At 46.0% G+C, this 17,729-nt stretch carries 16 protein-coding genes, 10 tRNA genes and 1 pseudogene; 5 read left to right on the top strand and 22 right to left on the bottom strand.

The features are described 5' to 3' along the window. Nucleotides 1-41 precede the first annotated feature (41 nt). Nucleotides 42-118, top strand: a tRNA-Asp gene (locus RH89_RS02165). A gap of 621 nt (nt 119-739) precedes the next feature. Here the strand turns inward: RH89_RS02165 and RH89_RS02160 are convergent. The 14 genes from RH89_RS02160 to mutY all read right to left on the bottom strand — a co-directional run bounded on the left by RH89_RS02160 (nt 740) and on the right by mutY (nt 8,279). Beyond that, nucleotides 740-1,993: a DUF1835 domain-containing protein gene (locus tag RH89_RS02160; protein ID WP_004398325.1), complete on the bottom strand. Its 1,254-nt coding sequence runs from the start codon at nt 1,991-1,993 to the stop codon at nt 740-742. Nucleotides 1,994-2,232: 239 nt separating this feature from the next. After that, nucleotides 2,233-2,308: transfer RNA gene (locus RH89_RS02155), tRNA-Asn, on the bottom strand. Between the two features lie 26 nt (nt 2,309-2,334). Beyond that, nucleotides 2,335-2,410, bottom strand: a tRNA-Thr gene (locus RH89_RS02150). 36 nt (nt 2,411-2,446) lie between these two features. Further along, a tRNA-Asn gene (locus RH89_RS02145) sits at nt 2,447-2,522 on the bottom strand. A gap of 8 nt (nt 2,523-2,530) precedes the next feature. After that, nucleotides 2,531-2,606, bottom strand: a tRNA-Thr gene (locus RH89_RS02140). 48 nt (nt 2,607-2,654) lie between these two features. Further along, nucleotides 2,655-2,730, bottom strand: a tRNA-Phe gene (locus tag RH89_RS02135). A gap of 254 nt (nt 2,731-2,984) precedes the next feature. Next, a complete protein-coding gene (locus tag RH89_RS02130; protein ID WP_004398324.1) occupies nt 2,985-4,610 on the bottom strand; it encodes a methyl-accepting chemotaxis protein in 1,626 nt (541 codons plus the stop codon). Between the two features lie 608 nt (nt 4,611-5,218). Further along, nucleotides 5,219-5,294: transfer RNA gene (locus tag RH89_RS02125), tRNA-Asn, on the bottom strand. Nucleotides 5,295-5,331: 37 nt separating this feature from the next. Next, a tRNA-Phe gene (locus RH89_RS02120) sits at nt 5,332-5,407 on the bottom strand. Nucleotides 5,408-5,414: 7 nt separating this feature from the next. After that, nucleotides 5,415-5,490: transfer RNA gene (locus tag RH89_RS02115), tRNA-Thr, on the bottom strand. A 52-nt stretch (nt 5,491-5,542) separates the two neighbouring features. Further along, nucleotides 5,543-5,618: transfer RNA gene (locus RH89_RS02110), tRNA-Phe, on the bottom strand. 103 nt (nt 5,619-5,721) lie between these two features. Further along, nucleotides 5,722-6,858, bottom strand: coding sequence for a membrane-bound lytic murein transglycosylase MltC (gene mltC / locus RH89_RS02105; protein WP_004398323.1), 1,137 nt, complete (start codon nt 6,856-6,858; stop codon nt 5,722-5,724). Nucleotides 6,859-6,944: 86 nt separating this feature from the next. Then, nucleotides 6,945-7,217 (bottom strand): oxidative damage protection protein, encoded by a 273-nt coding sequence (locus RH89_RS02100; RefSeq protein ID WP_004398322.1) that lies wholly within the window; start codon nt 7,215-7,217, stop codon nt 6,945-6,947. Between the two features lie 9 nt (nt 7,218-7,226). Beyond that, the gene (mutY, locus tag RH89_RS02095; protein ID WP_004398321.1) at nt 7,227-8,279 is read right to left on the bottom strand and encodes an A/G-specific adenine glycosylase; all 1,053 of its coding nucleotides are present in this window, start codon (nt 8,277-8,279) and stop codon (nt 7,227-7,229) included. Nucleotides 8,280-8,455: 176 nt separating this feature from the next. Here mutY and trmB point away from each other — a divergent pair, with 176 nt between their 5' ends. Both trmB and glsB read left to right on the top strand, forming a co-directional pair. Further along, nucleotides 8,456-9,175 (top strand): tRNA (guanosine(46)-N7)-methyltransferase TrmB, encoded by a 720-nt coding sequence (gene trmB / locus RH89_RS02090; RefSeq protein WP_004398320.1) that lies wholly within the window; start codon nt 8,456-8,458, stop codon nt 9,173-9,175. 134 nt (nt 9,176-9,309) lie between these two features. Beyond that, nucleotides 9,310-10,230, top strand: coding sequence for a glutaminase B (gene glsB / locus RH89_RS02085; RefSeq protein WP_004398319.1), 921 nt, complete (start codon nt 9,310-9,312; stop codon nt 10,228-10,230). Between the two features lie 42 nt (nt 10,231-10,272). Here glsB and hemW read toward each other — a convergent pair whose 3' ends face one another. From hemW to RH89_RS02050, 7 genes are all read right to left on the bottom strand, one after another. Beyond that, nucleotides 10,273-11,448, bottom strand: coding sequence for a radical SAM family heme chaperone HemW (gene hemW, locus RH89_RS02080; protein ID WP_004398318.1), 1,176 nt, complete (start codon nt 11,446-11,448; stop codon nt 10,273-10,275). Nucleotides 11,449-11,454: 6 nt separating this feature from the next. After that, entirely contained in the window at nt 11,455-12,054 is a 600-nt protein-coding gene (locus RH89_RS02075; RefSeq protein WP_004398317.1) for an XTP/dITP diphosphatase, read from the bottom strand. Nucleotides 12,055-12,120: 66 nt separating this feature from the next. Next, nucleotides 12,121-12,552: a DUF4426 domain-containing protein gene (locus RH89_RS02070; protein WP_004398316.1), complete on the bottom strand. Its 432-nt coding sequence runs from the start codon at nt 12,550-12,552 to the stop codon at nt 12,121-12,123. Nucleotides 12,553-12,575: 23 nt separating this feature from the next. After that, the gene (gene yggU, locus RH89_RS02065; protein WP_004398315.1) at nt 12,576-12,866 is read right to left on the bottom strand and encodes a DUF167 family protein YggU; all 291 of its coding nucleotides are present in this window, start codon (nt 12,864-12,866) and stop codon (nt 12,576-12,578) included. Next, the gene (locus RH89_RS02060; RefSeq protein WP_004398314.1) at nt 12,866-13,423 is read right to left on the bottom strand and encodes a YggT family protein; all 558 of its coding nucleotides are present in this window, start codon (nt 13,421-13,423) and stop codon (nt 12,866-12,868) included. Before RH89_RS02060 ends, yggU begins: the two co-directional genes overlap by 1 nt. Nucleotides 13,424-13,452: 29 nt before the next feature. Then, complete coding sequence (gene proC / locus RH89_RS02055) at nt 13,453-14,271, bottom strand: pyrroline-5-carboxylate reductase (protein WP_004398313.1); 819 nt, start codon at nt 14,269-14,271, stop codon at nt 13,453-13,455. Nucleotides 14,272-14,332: 61 nt separating this feature from the next. Beyond that, entirely contained in the window at nt 14,333-15,043 is a 711-nt protein-coding gene (locus RH89_RS02050; RefSeq protein WP_004398312.1) for a YggS family pyridoxal phosphate-dependent enzyme, read from the bottom strand. A gap of 23 nt (nt 15,044-15,066) precedes the next feature. On the opposite strand from RH89_RS02050, the gene RH89_RS02045 reads away from it, so the two are divergent. Continuing rightward, nucleotides 15,067-16,104 carry a type IV pilus twitching motility protein PilT gene (locus tag RH89_RS02045; RefSeq protein ID WP_004398311.1) on the top strand — a complete coding sequence of 346 codons (1,038 nt, stop codon included), beginning with the start codon at nt 15,067-15,069 and terminating at the stop codon, nt 16,102-16,104. 8 nt (nt 16,105-16,112) lie between these two features. After that, nucleotides 16,113-17,219, top strand: a complete 1,107-nt coding sequence (locus RH89_RS02040) for a PilT/PilU family type 4a pilus ATPase (RefSeq protein WP_004398310.1) — start codon at nt 16,113-16,115, stop codon at nt 17,217-17,219. An 84-nt stretch (nt 17,220-17,303) separates the two neighbouring features. Here RH89_RS02040 and ruvX read toward each other — a convergent pair. Beyond that, a pseudogene (ruvX, locus tag RH89_RS02035) lies at nt 17,304-17,729 on the bottom strand (Holliday junction resolvase RuvX); the annotation flags it as partial.

The raw sequence follows: 17,729 nt of genomic DNA, 5'->3' as shown, positions 1-17,729 counted from the left end.
ACATTTGAACATCTGCTTGTGATAAGCGGGTATTCCACTGCGGAGTGGTAGTTCAGTTGGTTAGAATACCGGCCTGTCACGCCGGGGGTCGCGGGTTCGAGTCCCGTCCACTCCGCCATTTATTCAGATGAAGCCCTAGCAGCAATGCTAGGGCTTTTTCGTATTTACCATTTAATTCCCCCAATAGGCGAATGAACCCCACTTGAACCCTCATCCAGCCATACGTCCTTAGATTCCATGTCCCTTATTTTACAAAGCCTCGGTAGTATCAGCTAATAGATGTACGAATAGAGGTTGGCATCTTTTCTCTAAGACGTACTTTTCGCTTTCTAGGGCAGTCTCACCGTAGGTTTGTGCTAGGTATTCGGCTTGGTAAAGAGAGTCTTTATATGAAAGACCTCAGTAGATATGCCGAGTTAGAAACTGATATATACGATCTGTTGATCAATACTAGCCTAGTTATCCTTTATTTAAGGAAGTCTAACCGAAAGGTATATTTACGTAGGAAAAAGGAGAAGTAAGGGGATTACATCATCTTATTAAGTAACTCGAACTTCTATTACTTACAAGACGTTTACTGCGATGCTTTCTTTAAGAGTATCGTTACCTGAGTATTTTTGGCACTAGGTACGAGTATAGAATTAGCTCTAAATTCAAAATAGGTAGATTGCAATCGAAAGCTTCTCTAGCCCTGTTCTATAGTAGGTGAGTGAATTAACACTCACCACTTAATTGAGAGTTATGAGTGCCTACTCAAAGATAATGTGGAAAGATCTTGATGATCCCAGCTCCAGTAGTTGTCTTGAGTTATCTGAATTCCACCTATCCATTTTTCTTCGACGGCAGATACTGATTCGAAATTGGCATCTATTAACTCAATCGTTGCGTTTTGCCAGTCGTTTGATTCAACTCCCTTAATAGTAAGTATTGGCTCTACACCAAAGCTTAGAGGCTTGATAACTGCCCAAAACATGACATCACCTAGGTAAACCAGTGGCTCCTGTTTCATGTATTGCCTGAAAAGCGCTTTAAAGCCCAGAGCGTTGTTGTTCTGTTTGAGTATTTGCATGGCAATGGATTGAGTCAAACCAAGCTTAGAATCAGTCTGAGGAAGCTCTTGTAAGTGCCTAAATATGACCGGTTTGATGTTTGGAAATAATGATTCATCTAGGTCATTGTATATTGTTACAAGTTGAATTGGGGTGGATGAGCAAAAAGCCAGCCATATCTTCTTTGCTGCAGAGATGTGCTCTATGGTCAGCTCTTTTCGTGTTTCCCATAAGGTACGTAATGCTTCAGGAGGAAGTTGACCAAGCCCTATGAAACGTTCGCTTCCTGGAAACTTATCGGTTTCGATGATCTCAATTTTTGTAAGATTCTGGTACGACAGCAAGCTAAGCACACGAATCAACATTAATTGATCGTAGTTATCATGTTCGACCCAAGTAACGACTCTTCGATACTTCGCACTTTGAAGTTGTTCAGTGTTTTTTGTTTCTTCATCCTTTACTTGTTCAACCGACTTATCCAACTCACTCATTTCAGATATCAGATTATTACAGACATACTGGGCTCGTAGGGTCAGGAAGTATTCTTCATTATCAGTTAGCGGTCCAACACAGAATGGATCTGTATAAGGAAGGAAGTCTCCTGAGAACCCAGATTCTTCCAAAGTGTTTTGAATATCATGACCACAACGAACATGGAGAGTGCTTATATCGCTGTCTAATGAAGGTAAAGGCTCTCCAGATAAGCTTCTGTTGCTTTCTAGTTGAGTTACATGATGTTTGAGCTTATTCCAGCTAGAAAGCCCTAACTCTCGAGCCATAGCGAGCTGTACATCCGCAAGCTTTACGCTTTCTTGAGTTATCGACTGAGATAGATGATTTTCATGTAGCCATTCGAGGTCGACACTAGACCCGGCTTTAATTGCTTTCAGGCGAGTTTTGGCTTGTTTCTTTAGATAGGTAAGGTTTAGAGAAAAAGGATTCATATATTCACCGTCTCATAGCTTCTGTACTCGCTTATCAGAAGAGAAGGTAAAACCGAATTGTGGCTTTCCCATAAGGGTAATGTTGTAAGACCTTGAGTATAACTCTTTCCGCGAGTAGGTGGCGCAGGTAACGCCTGATGAAATATATAATGAATTTGTGGTAAGTGAAAGAAGTAAAATGGCAGGTTTTTCTGAATAGAACGAAAAAAGCCAAGTCTTTCGACTTGGCTTCTTGAATGTGGCTCCCCCTGCGGGACTCGAACCTGCGACATACGGATTAACAGTCCGCCGTTCTACCAACTGAACTAAGGGGGAATTGATTTTTTAGACTCTATCAAGAGTGGTGCCGACTACCGGAATCGAACTGGTGACCTACTGATTACAAGTCAGTTGCTCTACCTACTGAGCTAAGTCGGCTCCGATAAATCCAGATTAGCATCTGAATTCTAAAAGTGGCTCCCCCTGCGGGACTCGAACCTGCGACATACGGATTAACAGTCCGCCGTTCTACCAACTGAACTAAGGGGGAACAATAAATGGTGCCGACTACCGGAATCGAACTGGTGACCTACTGATTACAAGTCAGTTGCTCTACCTACTGAGCTAAGTCGGCACACTTTATTCATTGTTTGTTCGTGCTAAGCACCAACAATCTAAATTGTGGTGCCCGGAGGCGGAATCGAACCACCGACACGAGGATTTTCAATCCTCTGCTCTACCGACTGAGCTATCCGGGCGACGGGGTGTATTAAAAGGCTTTTCGGCTTAGAGGTCAATATAAAATTGTAAAAAAGCTATCGTTTGATGTTTTTCTGTACTTAGTGGCACGTTTTTAGGCATTAGAGATGGAAATGCCATCAAATATAAGGTGGTTTGGGATTGGCTTGTGAGAATAACCAGATCAAATCTTCCAGCTAAAGCTTCGCATTGGATATAAAAAAGGCTAAGAATGTAATAAACACTCTTAGCCTTGCTATTATCGTCTAGTTATCTACTTTTGAACGGTGAACTTGTTTACCCAAGTTTCGAGTTCATTCGACAGAGAAGAGAGGGTCTGAGTGCTGTTATGACTCTCAGATACAACACCACTTAGCTGGTTGCCACTTTCCTCGATCATGTTGATGCGTTTAGAAATGTCGTCACCCACTTGAGTTTGCTCAGCCGCTGCCGTCGCGATTTGGTGGCTCATTGAGGTGATGGACTCTAGTGCTTCAACAATGTGCTGCAAAGCTTCTGAAGCGTTGCGAGATTCAACAACGGTGTTTTGGCTGGTTTCAGCACACACTTCCATCGTATTAATGGCGTTTCGAGAGCCTTCCTGCAGGTTGGAGATCATTTGTTGGATCTCTTTAGTACTGCCTTGAGTTCTTCCTGCAAGGTTACGTACTTCGTCCGCTACAACCGCAAAGCCACGACCTTGTTCACCTGCTCGAGCTGCTTCGATAGCTGCGTTAAGTGCGAGTAGGTTGGTTTGTTCAGCAATATCACCGATCACATCCAGAACTTTAGCGATATTGTTTACATCGTTATCCAGATCCGAGACGGCTTGGCTTGCGGTACCTAGCTGAGTCGCCAGACCTTCAATGTTTCCTACTGTGCTCTGAATAAGCTGCTGTGTTACCTGGCTTTGCTTGTCTGCCTCATCAGTATTCGCTGCCGTATCACGTGCAGATTCCGCTACGTTATTAGCAGATGAAGCCATTTCGGTCATCGCTGTTGCGATCATCTCTGTGGATTGTTGCTGAGTGTCTGTCAATCCTGCAATTGTACCAGCACGAGACTCTACATCAGACAATTCACCTCGCAGTGCAACCATTGAGGCTTCAAGGTTGGTCACTAACTGTGCCAAAGATCGACTCATTTGCTGAACAGCATGATAAATACTGCCTTCTTCGGCTTCTTCTTCAAAGTTCGCCCGGATTTTACCAGCTGCTACGGCTTGAACCGCGGTACGTACTTCTTGAGGCTCTCCTCCTAGAAGTGAAATGATGCGGCGGATTGCAAAAAGAAGGAGTGCAAAAATGGCACCGCCAATGATGATACAAAGTGTGAGCTGCCACTTCGCTGTAGACCAGAACCTCTCATTGACTTCATTAAAGCCAATACCTGTACCTACATACCAACCCCAAACTTTGGATTTTTCGGCAATGGATAGCTTTTCTTCAATAGAACCGTCTGCTTGTTTCTGAGTCCATACGTATTCGGCAATGCCGTTAGGATTCTTTGCAACTGCATCTTGTAGAATGCTACCTACGCTGCCGCCATTTCCATCCTTAAAGTCATGGAAACTGGTGCCGTGAAGTTGTGGATCCAGTGGCGTTGCGATGAAGTCCATATTTTCGTCAGCAACATAAACGTATTCGTTATCTTTATAGATATTGTTTCGCAATACACGCGTTGCAATAGCTTTAGCCTGCTCTTCCGTGAGGGTGCCGTCTTGCGCCATCTTTTCCATTTCGCTCAAGATACTGTAAGTACTAGTAAAGAGCTCGGTAACGCGCGATTTATTATCCAGGTTACTGGCAACTCGCAACGTCCATAGACCTGTCGCGGTCAATGCTAGCAGCGAAACAAGAATGATCGCAGATAGCAAATAAGATTGAGTTTTTAGTTTCATGGTATCCCCTCGGCAGTGTGCCTAATCAAAGTCAGCCGAAACCAAAGAGCGGTTTCTGCCTGCTGTCTCTGTATCGGCATATTAGGGTAGAGTTTAATAATTTAATAATGCTTAAATATCAAAGTATGAGTTGGATTAAATTTTTAGCGCGAAATAATTGACTTTTTGATTATTAATTAGTCATGCATACGTATTAGATTAAATGATACAGCACACATATATTATTTGAGCTTTTGTTCTATTTGGCTAAAGATAAATCATAGGATCTCTTATCTTATTTTGTTTTGATAAGAAGGTATGGTTATTAATAAAATTGTAACTTTTGGATGAGAATCAATAAAACTTACAGTAGAACGAAACGAGCTCTTAATTGTTAGATGACTTACTTCTTTTAGGATGATGGCCTTTCTGATTTTTAAGAAAACAAAGAGGTTACATTTTGATTTTAAAAAGAAAATTTCATGAATTTTTAATAGAAGAGATGTCTTGAGCTGAGAGTATTTTGGAATGGTCTTTGCTTTAAACTGATGCAACCTGACGGAAGGTTTGCGTATTAAAGACAATTAGAAACGAAAAAAGCCAAGTCTTTCGACTTGGCTTCTTGAATGTGGCTCCCCCTGCGGGACTCGAACCTGCGACATACGGATTAACAGTCCGCCGTTCTACCAACTGAACTAAGGGGGAATTATTTGTGTCATCTATTAAGATAAGCACCAAATAATGGTGCCTCGAGGCGGAATCGAACCACCGACACGAGGATTTTCAATCCTCTGCTCTACCGACTGAGCTATCGAGGCAAAAGAATGGTGCCGACTACCGGAATCGAACTGGTGACCTACTGATTACAAGTCAGTTGCTCTACCTACTGAGCTAAGTCGGCACACTGTATTCTTTCTAAAACTGTTCGTGCTAAGCACCAACAATCTAAATTGTGGTGCCCGGAGGCGGAATCGAACCACCGACACGAGGATTTTCAATCCTCTGCTCTACCGACTGAGCTATCCGGGCGACGGAGCGCTATTAAACGGATTTTCCGCCTTAGCGTCAACTTCTTTTTGCAAAAAAAATCAAAAAAGTGCGTTTTTGTCGAGAAAGTAAACGATACGCCACATTACCCCTTACCTGAATTAAAGTCGCGCTTAAAATTCGTCACTTTTTCAAGGTATCGCCTTGCTTCGCTGTTTGGGTGTTTTTTGGTGAGTGCCCAGTAAACCTGATTAGGCTTCAATGAGTTCAGGTCTCGCATGGCGCGTTTTCTGTCGCTTCGATGAAATGTTTTGAGCACGCCACCAGTTCCACCGTTGTAAGCTGAAATCATACTGTATTCGAGTGATAGGGGGTGGTTTACGTCTTTCAGGTAACGATTTTTCAAGATGTAGAAATAAGCCGTTCCTGTATCGATGTTCTTTTCCGGGTCGAATAAGTATTCGGGAGTCGGTTGTCCGGGTTTCTTTTTCACAAGCTTAAATACGTCTCGACCAGCGGTTTTAGGCACAACCTGCATCAAGCCATAAGCATTCGCCCAGCTCACTGCATAAGGATTGAAACTGCTTTCGGTTTTGATGATGGCGTAGATGAGATCCTCAGGGATGTCGTATTTACGTGAGGCTCGTTGAACGATATCTGCGTACTTGTAGCTACGTTTTTCGAAGTGGTCTTTCACCATTGGGATTTCAACGTAGTAAGACTTTTTGAAATCGATATTGCGGGTTTTCAATTGGTTGGCAATTAAATAGTCCGCAAAACGGTTGGCGCGCCATGACCATTGAATGGGCTTCTTGTCTTGATCGACAACCTGTTGGTAAAGGAAAGGTCTGCCTTCCAGTTTGATACTTGAAGAAGAGTAAAGGTCGACGCTGGCAGGGTCGTCCGGCGTAAGCAAAGTGGTAACGATGGCGTTCTTCAGGTGTTTTTTGGGCTCTGTTGATGAAACGGTACTTATCGTGACTTTACCCTTAGCAAAGTCGACCTCAGCGCGGCTCTGATAATTGTCGATGTACTTTACGTAGTTACTTTTTCCCGCTATTCGAATTTCAGCTTTACCCCATTTCTTTTCGATATTGAAAGAGAAGCTGTTCATCAAAGCGTCCAGGGCAGCGATGTCTTTTTGAAATTGTCCCGGCAGCTCAGCCAGATTCTTAGCAAATCGATTAGTGGGCTCGTAATCGATATCGTAGATATTTTCGATGAATTCACGGCTGCAGCCAACCAGCAGCATAGCGGTAAAAAAGTAGACGAGTTTTTTCATCGTTTCCCTAAAAAAAGACACCATTGTTTTCAGCAATGATGTCTTTTAAAAGTATAAAGGTAAAGTGAGGTTATGCGTTTAAGTGATCACTCACTCGGTGGCGTGTAACCTTCAATGTGAACGTCTTTACCTTCAAACAGGAAGTTAACCATTTCCACCTCGAGCTCTTTGCGATGCTCTGGGTCCATCATGTTCAGCTTTTTCTCGTTGATCAACATGGTCTGTTTGTGCTGCCACATTCCCCATGCTTCTTTAGAGATGTTGTCGAAAATACGTTTACCCAGATCGCCAGGGTAAAGCTGAAAATCAAGTCCATCGGCTTCTTTCTGCAATCGAGCACAAAAAACAGTACGGCTCATAGCGGCTCCTTAATTAATTTCAAAAGGTAGGCTTTCAATCAGCTGCTTTACCGGAGCAGCTAAGCCAATTTCTTCAGGTTGAGACAAGTTATACCAGAGACCTTTCGTTCCTTCCATGACCATATCGGGTTGCTTGGAAAGTTTGAACAACACTGGTGTGATATCTAGATGATAATGGCTAAAGGTGTGCCTGAATGCGATGAGGGTTTTCTCATCTTCCACTGTGGATTCAGAAACAGAGCGATTGTCTAATTCGACTTTCAGTTCTGCATCTTCTCTTTGTGGGAAGCAGAAGAGTCCGCCCCAAATGCCACTCTGAGGGCGCTGCTCTAACCAAATATGGTTATCATGGTAGAGCAGAGCAAACCAGGTTTCTTTTACTGGTTTCTCTTTCTTCGGCTTTTTGCCCGGGTAATCCAACTGATTCCCGTTTTTGTTGCTCTCACAAAGAGTGGAAACCGGGCAAAGCGTGCATTTAGGCTTGCTTCGGGTGCATATCATGGCACCCATATCCATCATTGCTTGGTTGTACTTATCTACATCGGTCGATGGAGTATGTGCTTCCGCGTATTCCCAAAGCTGGTTTTCCACCTTTTTCTGCCCAGGCCAGCCTTCAACAGCGAAACTGCGTGCCAGTGTGCGCTTCACATTACCATCCAAAATGGCGTGGGGCAGTTTATAGACAGAAGAAAGCACAGCAGCGGCGGTTGAACGCCCAATTCCCGGTAAAGCGTTCATGCTTTCCAGATCTTGTGGGAACTCTCCGTTGTACTTATCAGCGACTTCTTTGGCGGCTTTATGAAGGTTACGGGCTCGGGCGTAATAGCCCAATCCTGTCCATAGATGGAGGACTTCATCCTGCTCCGCGTTGGCGAGATCAGTCACTGTTGGAAAACGTTTCAGAAATCGCTCGTAGTAGGGGATTACCGTGGCTACCTGAGTCTGCTGAAGCATGATCTCTGATAGCCAAACCGAGTATGCGGTTTTGTTTTGCTGCCAGGGTAAATTCTTCCGCCCGTAAGCGTCATACCATGTCAGAATTGCCTTTGCGAATGGGGTCACGACTTGCTCTGCTTTTTGCTTTTATTAAGAGCAAAATTGCACCACACTTACGGCTGGATGTAAAACCGACAAAATGTGTGGAAATGAAGTGTGGTTTTTCTTCGAATAACACTTGCACCAAAGCCAATTCTTTGGATAATCCCCGCTTTGATCAATTAATGCGCAGGCAATAATCAATGAGTGAAGTCACCACTAACGAATACACAGAAGACGGCAAACTGGTACGTAAAGTTCGCAGTTTTGTTCGCCGTGAAGGACGCCTTACTAAAGGTCAGGAAAACGCGATGAACGAGTGCTGGCCGACAATGGGCATTGATTACCAGGAAAAACTTCTGGATTGGAAAGAAGTGTTTGGTAACGACAACCCTGTGGTTCTGGAAATCGGTTTTGGTATGGGTGCTTCTCTGGTTGAGATGGCAAAAAATGCTCCTGAAAAGAACTTCATTGGTATTGAAGTGCACAGCCCGGGTGTAGGTGCATGTTTAGCGGCTGCGCGTGAAGAAGGCGTCACCAACCTGAGAGTTATGTGTCACGATGCGGTAGAAGTGTTTGCGAACATGATTCCTGATAGTAGCCTGACTACTCTGCAACTTTTCTTCCCTGACCCATGGCATAAAAAGCGCCACCACAAGCGCCGCATTGTTCAGCTAGATTTTGCTGAAATGGTACGTCAGAAGCTGAAGCTGGAAGAAGGTATTTTCCACATGGCGACAGACTGGAAAAACTACGCTGAGCACATGATCGAAGTAATGAACGAAGCGCCAGGTTTTGAGAATACTGCAGAAGGTGGGGATTTTGTTCCTCGTCCAGAAGAGCGCCCGCTAACCAAATTTGAGGCTCGAGGTCACCGTTTGGGGCATGGCGTCTGGGATATTAAATTCAAGCGTGTAAGCTAAGCGACGCTTAATCCAATAGTTTTAAGAGCACATTGCCGCTTTAAGCGGGAAATCGATGCTCAACAATAAAAAGCCAACGTTATGTTGGCTTTTTTTGCCCTCTGTTGCAGAGGAATAACAATAAAAGGTCAAAAATGAAACCTACAAACTTGTTGCTTGCTAATATCTTAGATGAAGTGCGCCCGCTCATTGGGCAGGGCAAAGTTGCTAACTATATTCCTGCCTTAGCAAAAGTTCCGAACGACAAACTTGCCATTGCGGTGTACACCAACGATGGCAAGGTGTATCAATCCGGTGATGCGGATGAACCGTTCTCGATTCAGTCAATTTCAAAAGCGCTTAGCCTTACGCTGGCAATGGTGCTCTACAAGCCGGAAGAAATTTGGGAGCGAGTCGGAAAGGAGCCCTCTGGGCAGGCGTTTAATTCAATGATCCAGCTTGAGATGGAGCATGGGATCCCGCGAAACCCGTTTATCAATGCTGGTGCGATTGTTGTCGCCGATTTGCTTCACAGCCGCCTGTCCGCGCCCAGACAGCGTCTTTTGGAGTTTGTGCGTCAGCTGTCGGGCGACACTCATATTGTTTACGACAAAGTGGTAGCGGCGTCTGAAATGATGCACAGCGACCGAAACGCAGCCATTGCTTATCTAATGCGATCATTTGGCAATTTCCAGAATGAGGTCATTCCTGTACTGAACAATTACTTCCACGCTTGTGCCGTGAAGATGAGTTGTGTGGATTTGGCGAAAACCTTCAGTTATCTGGCGAACAAAGGGGTATCAGTTCAGACAGGCAAGCAAGTGATCACACCTACGCAAACCAAACAGTTGAATGCACTTCTGGCAACATGTGGGCTGTACGATGGCGCTGGGGAGTTTGCTTACCGTGTAGGAATGCCGGGTAAGTCCGGTGTGGGTGGCGGCATTATTGCGATTGTACCGGGGGAAATGACCATCGCTGTGTGGTCGCCAGAGTTAGACCCGTCTGGTAACTCTCTTGCGGGGACTCGTGCGTTAGAGCTCTTGTCTGAGCGGATTGGTCGCTCAATCTTCTAGTAATACACCAATCAGAAACAGATAAGGCAGGTTTTTCCTGCCTTATTCGTCTTCTTCTGCCATAAAAGCTTCAAGCAAATCGTTGAGAAACAGCTTTCCTTTCTCCGTTACCTGCCAGTGAGTGTCGGTTTCAGACAAATAGCCCAGCTCCAGTGCGTCATTGATGGTTTCCTGAATATAGGAAATCTCTAACCCAGTGGTGTCAGGGAAATCTTGCTTTGGACAGGCTTCAAGTAACCGAAAGCGGTTCATAAAGAACTCGAATGGTCGATCTCTGTCTTCCACCTGATGCTCTTTATCCAGATAAGGTTTAACCATGTTCTGATAAGCCGCGAGGTATCCCCTAGGGTGTTTGACTTTGGTTGTGCGAACGATTCGCCCGTCAGCAAAGCTGATTTTGCCGTGCGATCCACAACCAATGCCGAGGTAGTCACCAAAACGCCAGTAATTCAGGTTGTGCTGGCATTGAAATCCCGGTTTGCTGTAGCCCGAAATCTCATACTGCACATAGCCCGCGTCGGTTAACTTCTTGTGCCCTAAATCGAAGATGTCCCATAAGTCATCGTCATCGGGCAGAGTAGGCGGCTTGTAGTAAAACATGGTGTTGGGTTCGATCGTTAGCTGATACCAAGAGAGGTGCGGAGGATCGAGCGCGATCGCTTTATCAAGATCATCCAACGCCTGATCAATGCTTTGATCAGGCAGACCATGCATGAGATCCAGATTAAAACTGTTCAATCCGATCTTATGCGCAAGTTTGGCGGCATTAACGGCTTCGTCCTGCCCGTGGATACGCCCGAGCCGGTCGAGTTTTTCCTGTTCAAAACTTTGCACCCCAACAGAAATGCGCGTGACACCGACTTTTCGATACTCTGCAAACCGCTTTGCTTCAATGGTGCCAGGGTTGGCTTCCATGGTGATTTCTATATCTGGTTTGAACGGCAGTCTCTGCTCGATCCCAGAAAGCAGATCGCCAATACCCTCAGCAGAAATGAGGCTGGGGGTTCCGCCTCCGATAAAGATTGAATGCAGTAACCTTGGATTCTCATTGAGCTTGTAGCGCTCAATATCTGTCTCTAAGTCTTCTAATAGGGCTGCGATGTATTCCGCTTCAGGAATGTCAGCTTTAAGAGCGTGAGAGTTGAAATCGCAATAAGGGCACTTTTGTACACACCACGGGATGTGTACATAAAGACTTAACGCTGGTGGCTGGAGCATAAAACCTTAGATGCCTTGCTGTTTAAGCTGGTCAAAAAGCTGGCTGAGGGCTTTACCGCGATGGGAAAGCTGCTTCTTGCGGCTAGGCTCAAGCTCGGCAGACGCACAGTTATCTTCCGGCACATTGAAGATTGGATCGTAACCAAACCCGTTTTCGCCATGCGCTTCCGTCAGGATGCGACCTTCCCACTTACCGTGACACACAATAGGAGTTGGATCGTTTTCGTGGCGCATCAAAACCAATACACAGTGGAAACGCGCAGTGCGTTGTTCTTGAGGTACATCTACCATTGCTTCAAGCAGTTTCTCAAGGTTTTGTTGGTCGCTGGCATCTTCGCCAGCATAGCGCGCAGAGTAAATGCCCGGAGCACCTTTCAGGAAATCCACTTCCAAGCCTGAATCGTCTGCAATGGCTGGCAGACCCGTTTCCTTGGCGGCGTGGCGTGCCTTGATGATGGCATTTTCAATGAAAGTTGTACCTGTTTCGGCAACCGACGATACGTTGTAGTCGCTCTGTGCAACCACATCAAAGCCAAATTCAGCCAGCAAGCTCGCCATTTCTTTTACTTTGCCCTGATTGCCAGTGGCCAGTACCAATTTAGTCATTCGAAGTTTCCTGTCTGGTTGATTGGAAGCGGCGCAAGGATAGCATTTTTCTGCGGATGCGCTCTATTATTCTTCTACATAGAACTTCTGAGTAAATCGTATCGGTCCTTTACCGGATAAGCCTGCATCAATGTCTATGGTGAAGGTAAAGGTTTCTTCGTGGGAAATAGAAAACTCCGCCAGATAATAGATGGCGTCGCCTTCTTTAACCTCGTGAAAAGTTAACTCCTTCATTTGCCCAAGCAGGTTTTTGGCGCTGCCTTTCACTCCAGCAGTAATGGCGGGTTTGCCGACCTGAGCGTTATCCAGAATGCTGATGTTCAGCAAAGCGTGGTAGCCATCTCGGGATAAGTTGTACTGCCTTGCGATTTTTGGAGTAAGAAAGGCGGTGTTAAATGCCGAGTAATGAACTTCGACGTTTTTGATGGTTTTGAACTGACCTGCTGTTACTGGTGCAACGAGACACAGCGCCAACAGGGCGGTTAGCCATTTGCTCATGATTGCTTCCTCTAAAAAAGCCCTCAGAGGAGGGCTTGAATTTCATTGGGCAGGTTTTGCGGGGAAATGATTCGGACTTGCTTGTGTCGCCCGAGCTCTCCCTTTTCTATTTTTACTTGCCCTTTAGGAACTTTAAATTGCTTCGCCAGATATTTGATGAGGTGGCTGTTTGCTTTACCGTCGACCGGAGGTGCGGTGATGGCGATTTTCAGTTCATCGCCATGCTTGCCTACAATTTTGTCCCGGCTGGCTTTGGGTTGAATGTACAGCCGCAACAAAACCTCATCATTTTCTATTTCTACAGCCTTGGACATTATAGGCGGAACCAGATGTCTCCGATCACGTCACCCATCATGATGTTGGCAAACTGAAGAAGGATAAAGAGCACCAGCACGCTCAAGTCGAAACCACCCATTTCAGGCAAGATACGACGAATCGGCGCCAGCATTGGCTCGGTCAGTTGATGGAATACATACTCAATTGGGCTGCGTCCCTGACTGACCCAGCTTAAGATGGCGCGAATCAGTAGAACCCAGAAAAGCAATCCACCAGCCGCTTTCACTAAAGAAAGTGCGCCCAGGTATAGGAATTCTGCGCCAAATGCGAAATTGCCATTGGAGGAAATCGCAACGATGGCGACGAATTTAAGCACGCACAGCAGATACGCAAACAGAATCGTCGCGACATCAATACTGCCAATGGATGGAATAATCCGACGAAGTGGACCCACAACAGGCTGAGTGGCTTTCACGATAAATTGTGAGAATGGGTTGTAGAAATCTGCGCGAGCCATTTGAAGCCAGATGCGCAATATGACCACCATGATGTATAGGTCAAACAGGGTGGATACCAGAAAATGTACAGAATTCATTCTTTACCCTTAGTGATTTAGAGTTAGCGTTAGAATAATTTTTCCATCTCTTCAGCACGGGCTACTGCCGCTTTCATTGCTTTAGAGACAATATCAGTCAATTGATGTTCGTTGAAGGTGCGCAGTGCTTCTGCGGTGGTACCACCTTTCGATGTTACTTGTTCACGCAGAGTGCTCAATTCGGTGTCTGGATTCGCGACAACCATTTCTGCGGCACCTAATGCCGACTGCTGCACGAGCAGCCTGGCGGTATTTTCGTCAAAGCCTTGCGCTATGGCTTCAGCTTGCATCGCTTCCATAAACAGGAAGAAGTAGGCTGGTGCGCTGCCCGCTGCGGCAATGATATTGTTGATGCCTGCTTCTTCTTCTACCCAACATGCTTTGCCAACGGCTTCGAGAAGTTCGTGAGCAAAATTTTTGTCGTCTTCTGATACTGAGGGTAGCGCAAAAAGCCCGCTCATTCCCTTACCAACAAGTGAAGGCGTATTAGGCATCACACGAACCAGATTGAGCTTAGAACCCAGCATTTCTTCCAATCGCGCAGCCGAGATGCCAGCGGCAATCGAAATCACCAGTTTGTTGCTGTAATCCACATCTCGCAGGTCTTCACAAACTTCCGCCATCATCTGAGGTTTTACCCCCAACACAATGACATCGGCATTGCGCGTGGTTTGCAGGTTATTCAAAGAAGTGTTCACCCCGTATTGCTCTGCCAACAGGGCGAGCTTGGACTCCGTTCTGCCTGTTGCAGTAATAAAGTCAGCCGGGTAACCGCTGGCAACCAAGCCTGCAATAATGGAACGCGCCATGTTGCCCGCACCAATGAACGCAATGTGTCTGTGTTCCATGTTCAAAAGATCCTAAATGTTAATCGGCGTTCAGGGGTTATTTCTGTCCGATTTAAATGCTTTATTGTTTGTTGCTGTAATCCCGAGCACCGAAGATGGCGGTGCCGATGCGAACCATGGTACTGCCAGCCTCAACAGCCGCTTCCATATCGCCACTCATTCCCATGGATAACACATCTACATCTGGATATAGATTTGCCAGCTTTGTTTTGAGTTCAGATAACTGATTAAAAGCAGCAAGTTGGGAGTCGTAGTCGCTGACATTGGCAGGAATCGACATCAACCCTTTTAATGTGAGGTTGGGAAGGTCGTTTATCAATGCTGCCAGTTCAAACAATTCTTCTTCATTGATTCCTGATTTGGAGGCTTCACCACTGGTGTTGACTTGAATCAGCACGTTTAGCGGTGCCATGCCTTCCGGGCGTTGATCATTGAGACGTTGTGCGATTTTGGCTCTGTCGACCGAGTGTACCCATGCAAAATTTTCTGCGATAGGTCGAGTTTTGTTGGACTGTATCGGACCGATAAAGTGCCATTCGATATCTTTGTCGCTATAGTGTTCAGTAAAATACTGAACTTTATCAACACCTTCTTGTACGTAGTTCTCCCCAAATGCAACCTGCCCAGCTTCTAGTGCCTCGGCAATGGCGGCGTTAGGTTTTGTTTTACTTACGGCTAAAAGTTGCACCGAGCCAGAAGCTCTACCACACTTTTCTTCGAGACTGCGAATTTGTGCGGTGATCTGCTTAATGTTTTGTTGAATACTACACATAATTGACTTAATTAAGGATTTTTATGGATATCGCTGAGTTACTGGATTTTAGTGTAAAGCATAATGCATCAGATCTACATCTTTCTGCTGGAGTTCCTCCAATGGTCCGCGTAGACGGCGATGTACGTAAGTTGGGCGTACCTGCTTTTACTCATGCTGATGTTCACCGGTTGGTTTTCGATATTATGAACGACGCGCAACGCGCTGAGTTTGAAGAAAAACTGGAAACGGACTTCTCTTTTGAACTGCCTAATGTGGGTCGCTTCCGTGTGAACGCTTTTAATCAGTCACGCGGGTGCTCGGCGGTATTTCGAACCATTCCTACCGAAGTGCCAAGCCTGGAGCAAATCAGTGCGCCTGATATTTTTACTCAAATCTCCAACTATGAGAAAGGGTTAGTGCTGGTTACCGGTCCTACGGGTTCGGGTAAATCCACCACACTTGCTGCCATGGTTGACCATATCAACCGCAATCACAACAAACACATTCTAACGATCGAAGATCCGATTGAGTTTGTACACCAAAGTAATAAATGCTTGATCAACCAACGTGAAGTTCATCGCGATACGCACAGCTTTAATGCGGCGCTTAGAAGCGCACTGCGTGAAGACCCGGATGTGATTCTGGTGGGTGAGCTTCGTGATAAGGAAACCATCAGCCTTGCTTTGACGGCTGCGGAAACGGGTCACTTGGTATTTGGTACCTTGCACACCAGCAGTGCAGCCAAAACCGTCGACCGTATTATCGATGTGTTCCCGGGCACCGACAAAGACATGGTTCGATCAATGCTCTCTGAATCGCTACGTGCGGTTATTTCTCAAAAGCTGCTTAAGCGTTTGGGTGGTGGTCGTGCTGCCTGTCATGAAATCATGCTGGCAACACCTGCGATTCGAAACCTGATTCGTGAAGACAAAGTCGCTCAGATGTATTCGGTTATCCAGACGGGTGGCGCCATGGGGATGCAGACCACAGAGCAGCATGCTAAACAGCTGATTGCTCAAGGGGTGGTCGATGCTGACGAGGTACGCACTAAACTTGAATCCGATTCTATGGGCTTTTAGGTGGCGACATGGAACTGAATCAAGTTTTATCAGAAATGGTGTCTCTGAAGGCATCAGATATCTACATCACGGTGGGTGCACCTGTTTTGTTGCGTGTTCACGGAGAACTGCAACCATTGGGTGAACCACTGACTGAGCAGTCTGCCTTTCATCTGCTCGATACAATGATGGATGAAGAGCGTCGCGCTGAGTTTCGAAAAGAAAGAGAGTCCAATTTTGCCATCGTTCGAGATGTTGGACGTTTTCGTGTGAGTGCGTTCTTCCAGCGTGAACTGCCTGGTGCGGTACTACGCCGGATAGAGACGCAAATCCCTACCTTCGAAGAGCTTAAATTACCTGATGTTCTGCAGGATCTTGCCATCGCTAAGCGAGGATTAGTGCTGGTGGTTGGTGCGACTGGTTCGGGTAAGTCCACCACCATGGCAGCGATGACGGGCTTTCGAAATCAGAATCGCACAGGTCATATCCTGACGGTGGAAGACCCGATTGAGTTTGTTCACGAGCACAACCAGTGCATCATCACCCAACGTGAAGTGGGTTTGGATACCGAGAGCTATGAAGTTGCACTGAAGAATTCACTTCGACAAGCACCAGACATGATTCTGATTGGTGAAATTCGCTCCCGAGAAACCATGGAATATGCCATGACTTTTGCGGAAACCGGTCACCTCTGCATGGCAACACTGCACGCTAACAACGCAAACCAGGCATTGGAACGTATTCTTCACCTGGTGCCAAAAGAGCAGAAAGAGCAGTTCCTGTTTGATTTATCCATGAACTTGCGTGGTGTGATAGCGCAGCAATTGATTCGTGATAAGAGTGGGCAAGGGCGGCATGGTGTATTCGAAATCCTTCTGAATACCCCAAGGGTGTCCGACCTGATTCGTCGTGGTGAGCTGCACGAGCTGAAAGCTACGATGGCGAAATCTAACGAGGCGGGAATGAAAACCTTCGATCAGTGTTTGTATGAGCTTCTGTCGGCAGACAAGATCACTGAGCAGGATGCAATGCACAGCGCTGACTCTGCGAATGATTTGAGATTGATGATGAAAACCAAGCAAGGCGGGGATTTCTCTGGCGGCGCGCTTGATGGTGTGAAAATAGACATGAACTAGATGTCTAGTTTCTCCAAAAACAATAAAGGGAAGGTTTTTATACCTTCCCTTTTTTATATTCAACCTGAAGTTCAGGGTAAAAGCTTAGCCCCACTGAGCTTCAAACCAGCTTTCCAAAATCACCACTGCCGACTGGCAATCGACATTGCCTTTGCTCAGCGCTTTGTACCCGCCCATAGCAAACAGCTCGGAGCGAGCTTCAGTAGTGGAAAGTCGTTCGTCATGCAATTCAACGGGCAAACCAAATCGGCCATGCAGACGGTTGGCGAACTTTTTGGCTCGTGGTGTGATGGTTTCAAGTGCATGACCATGTAAATCGGCAGGCAAACCCACAACGATTAGGTCTGGCTGCCATTCTTTGATCTGCTTTTCGATGTCATCCCAGTTTGGAATGCCATCGTTGGCTTTAAACGCTTTTCAGCGGGCTGGCTGTACCCGTGACTTCCTGACCAATGGCACTGCCAATGCTTTTGGTGCCATAGTCGAAAGCCATGATGGTTCTTGATGTCA

The organism is Vibrio nigripulchritudo ATCC 27043 (assembly GCF_000222685.1).
Taxonomy (GTDB): domain Bacteria; phylum Pseudomonadota; class Gammaproteobacteria; order Enterobacterales; family Vibrionaceae; genus Vibrio; species Vibrio nigripulchritudo.
Note: the sequence above shows the minus strand (reverse complement) of the source record. Positions and strands in the feature narration are given on the sequence as shown.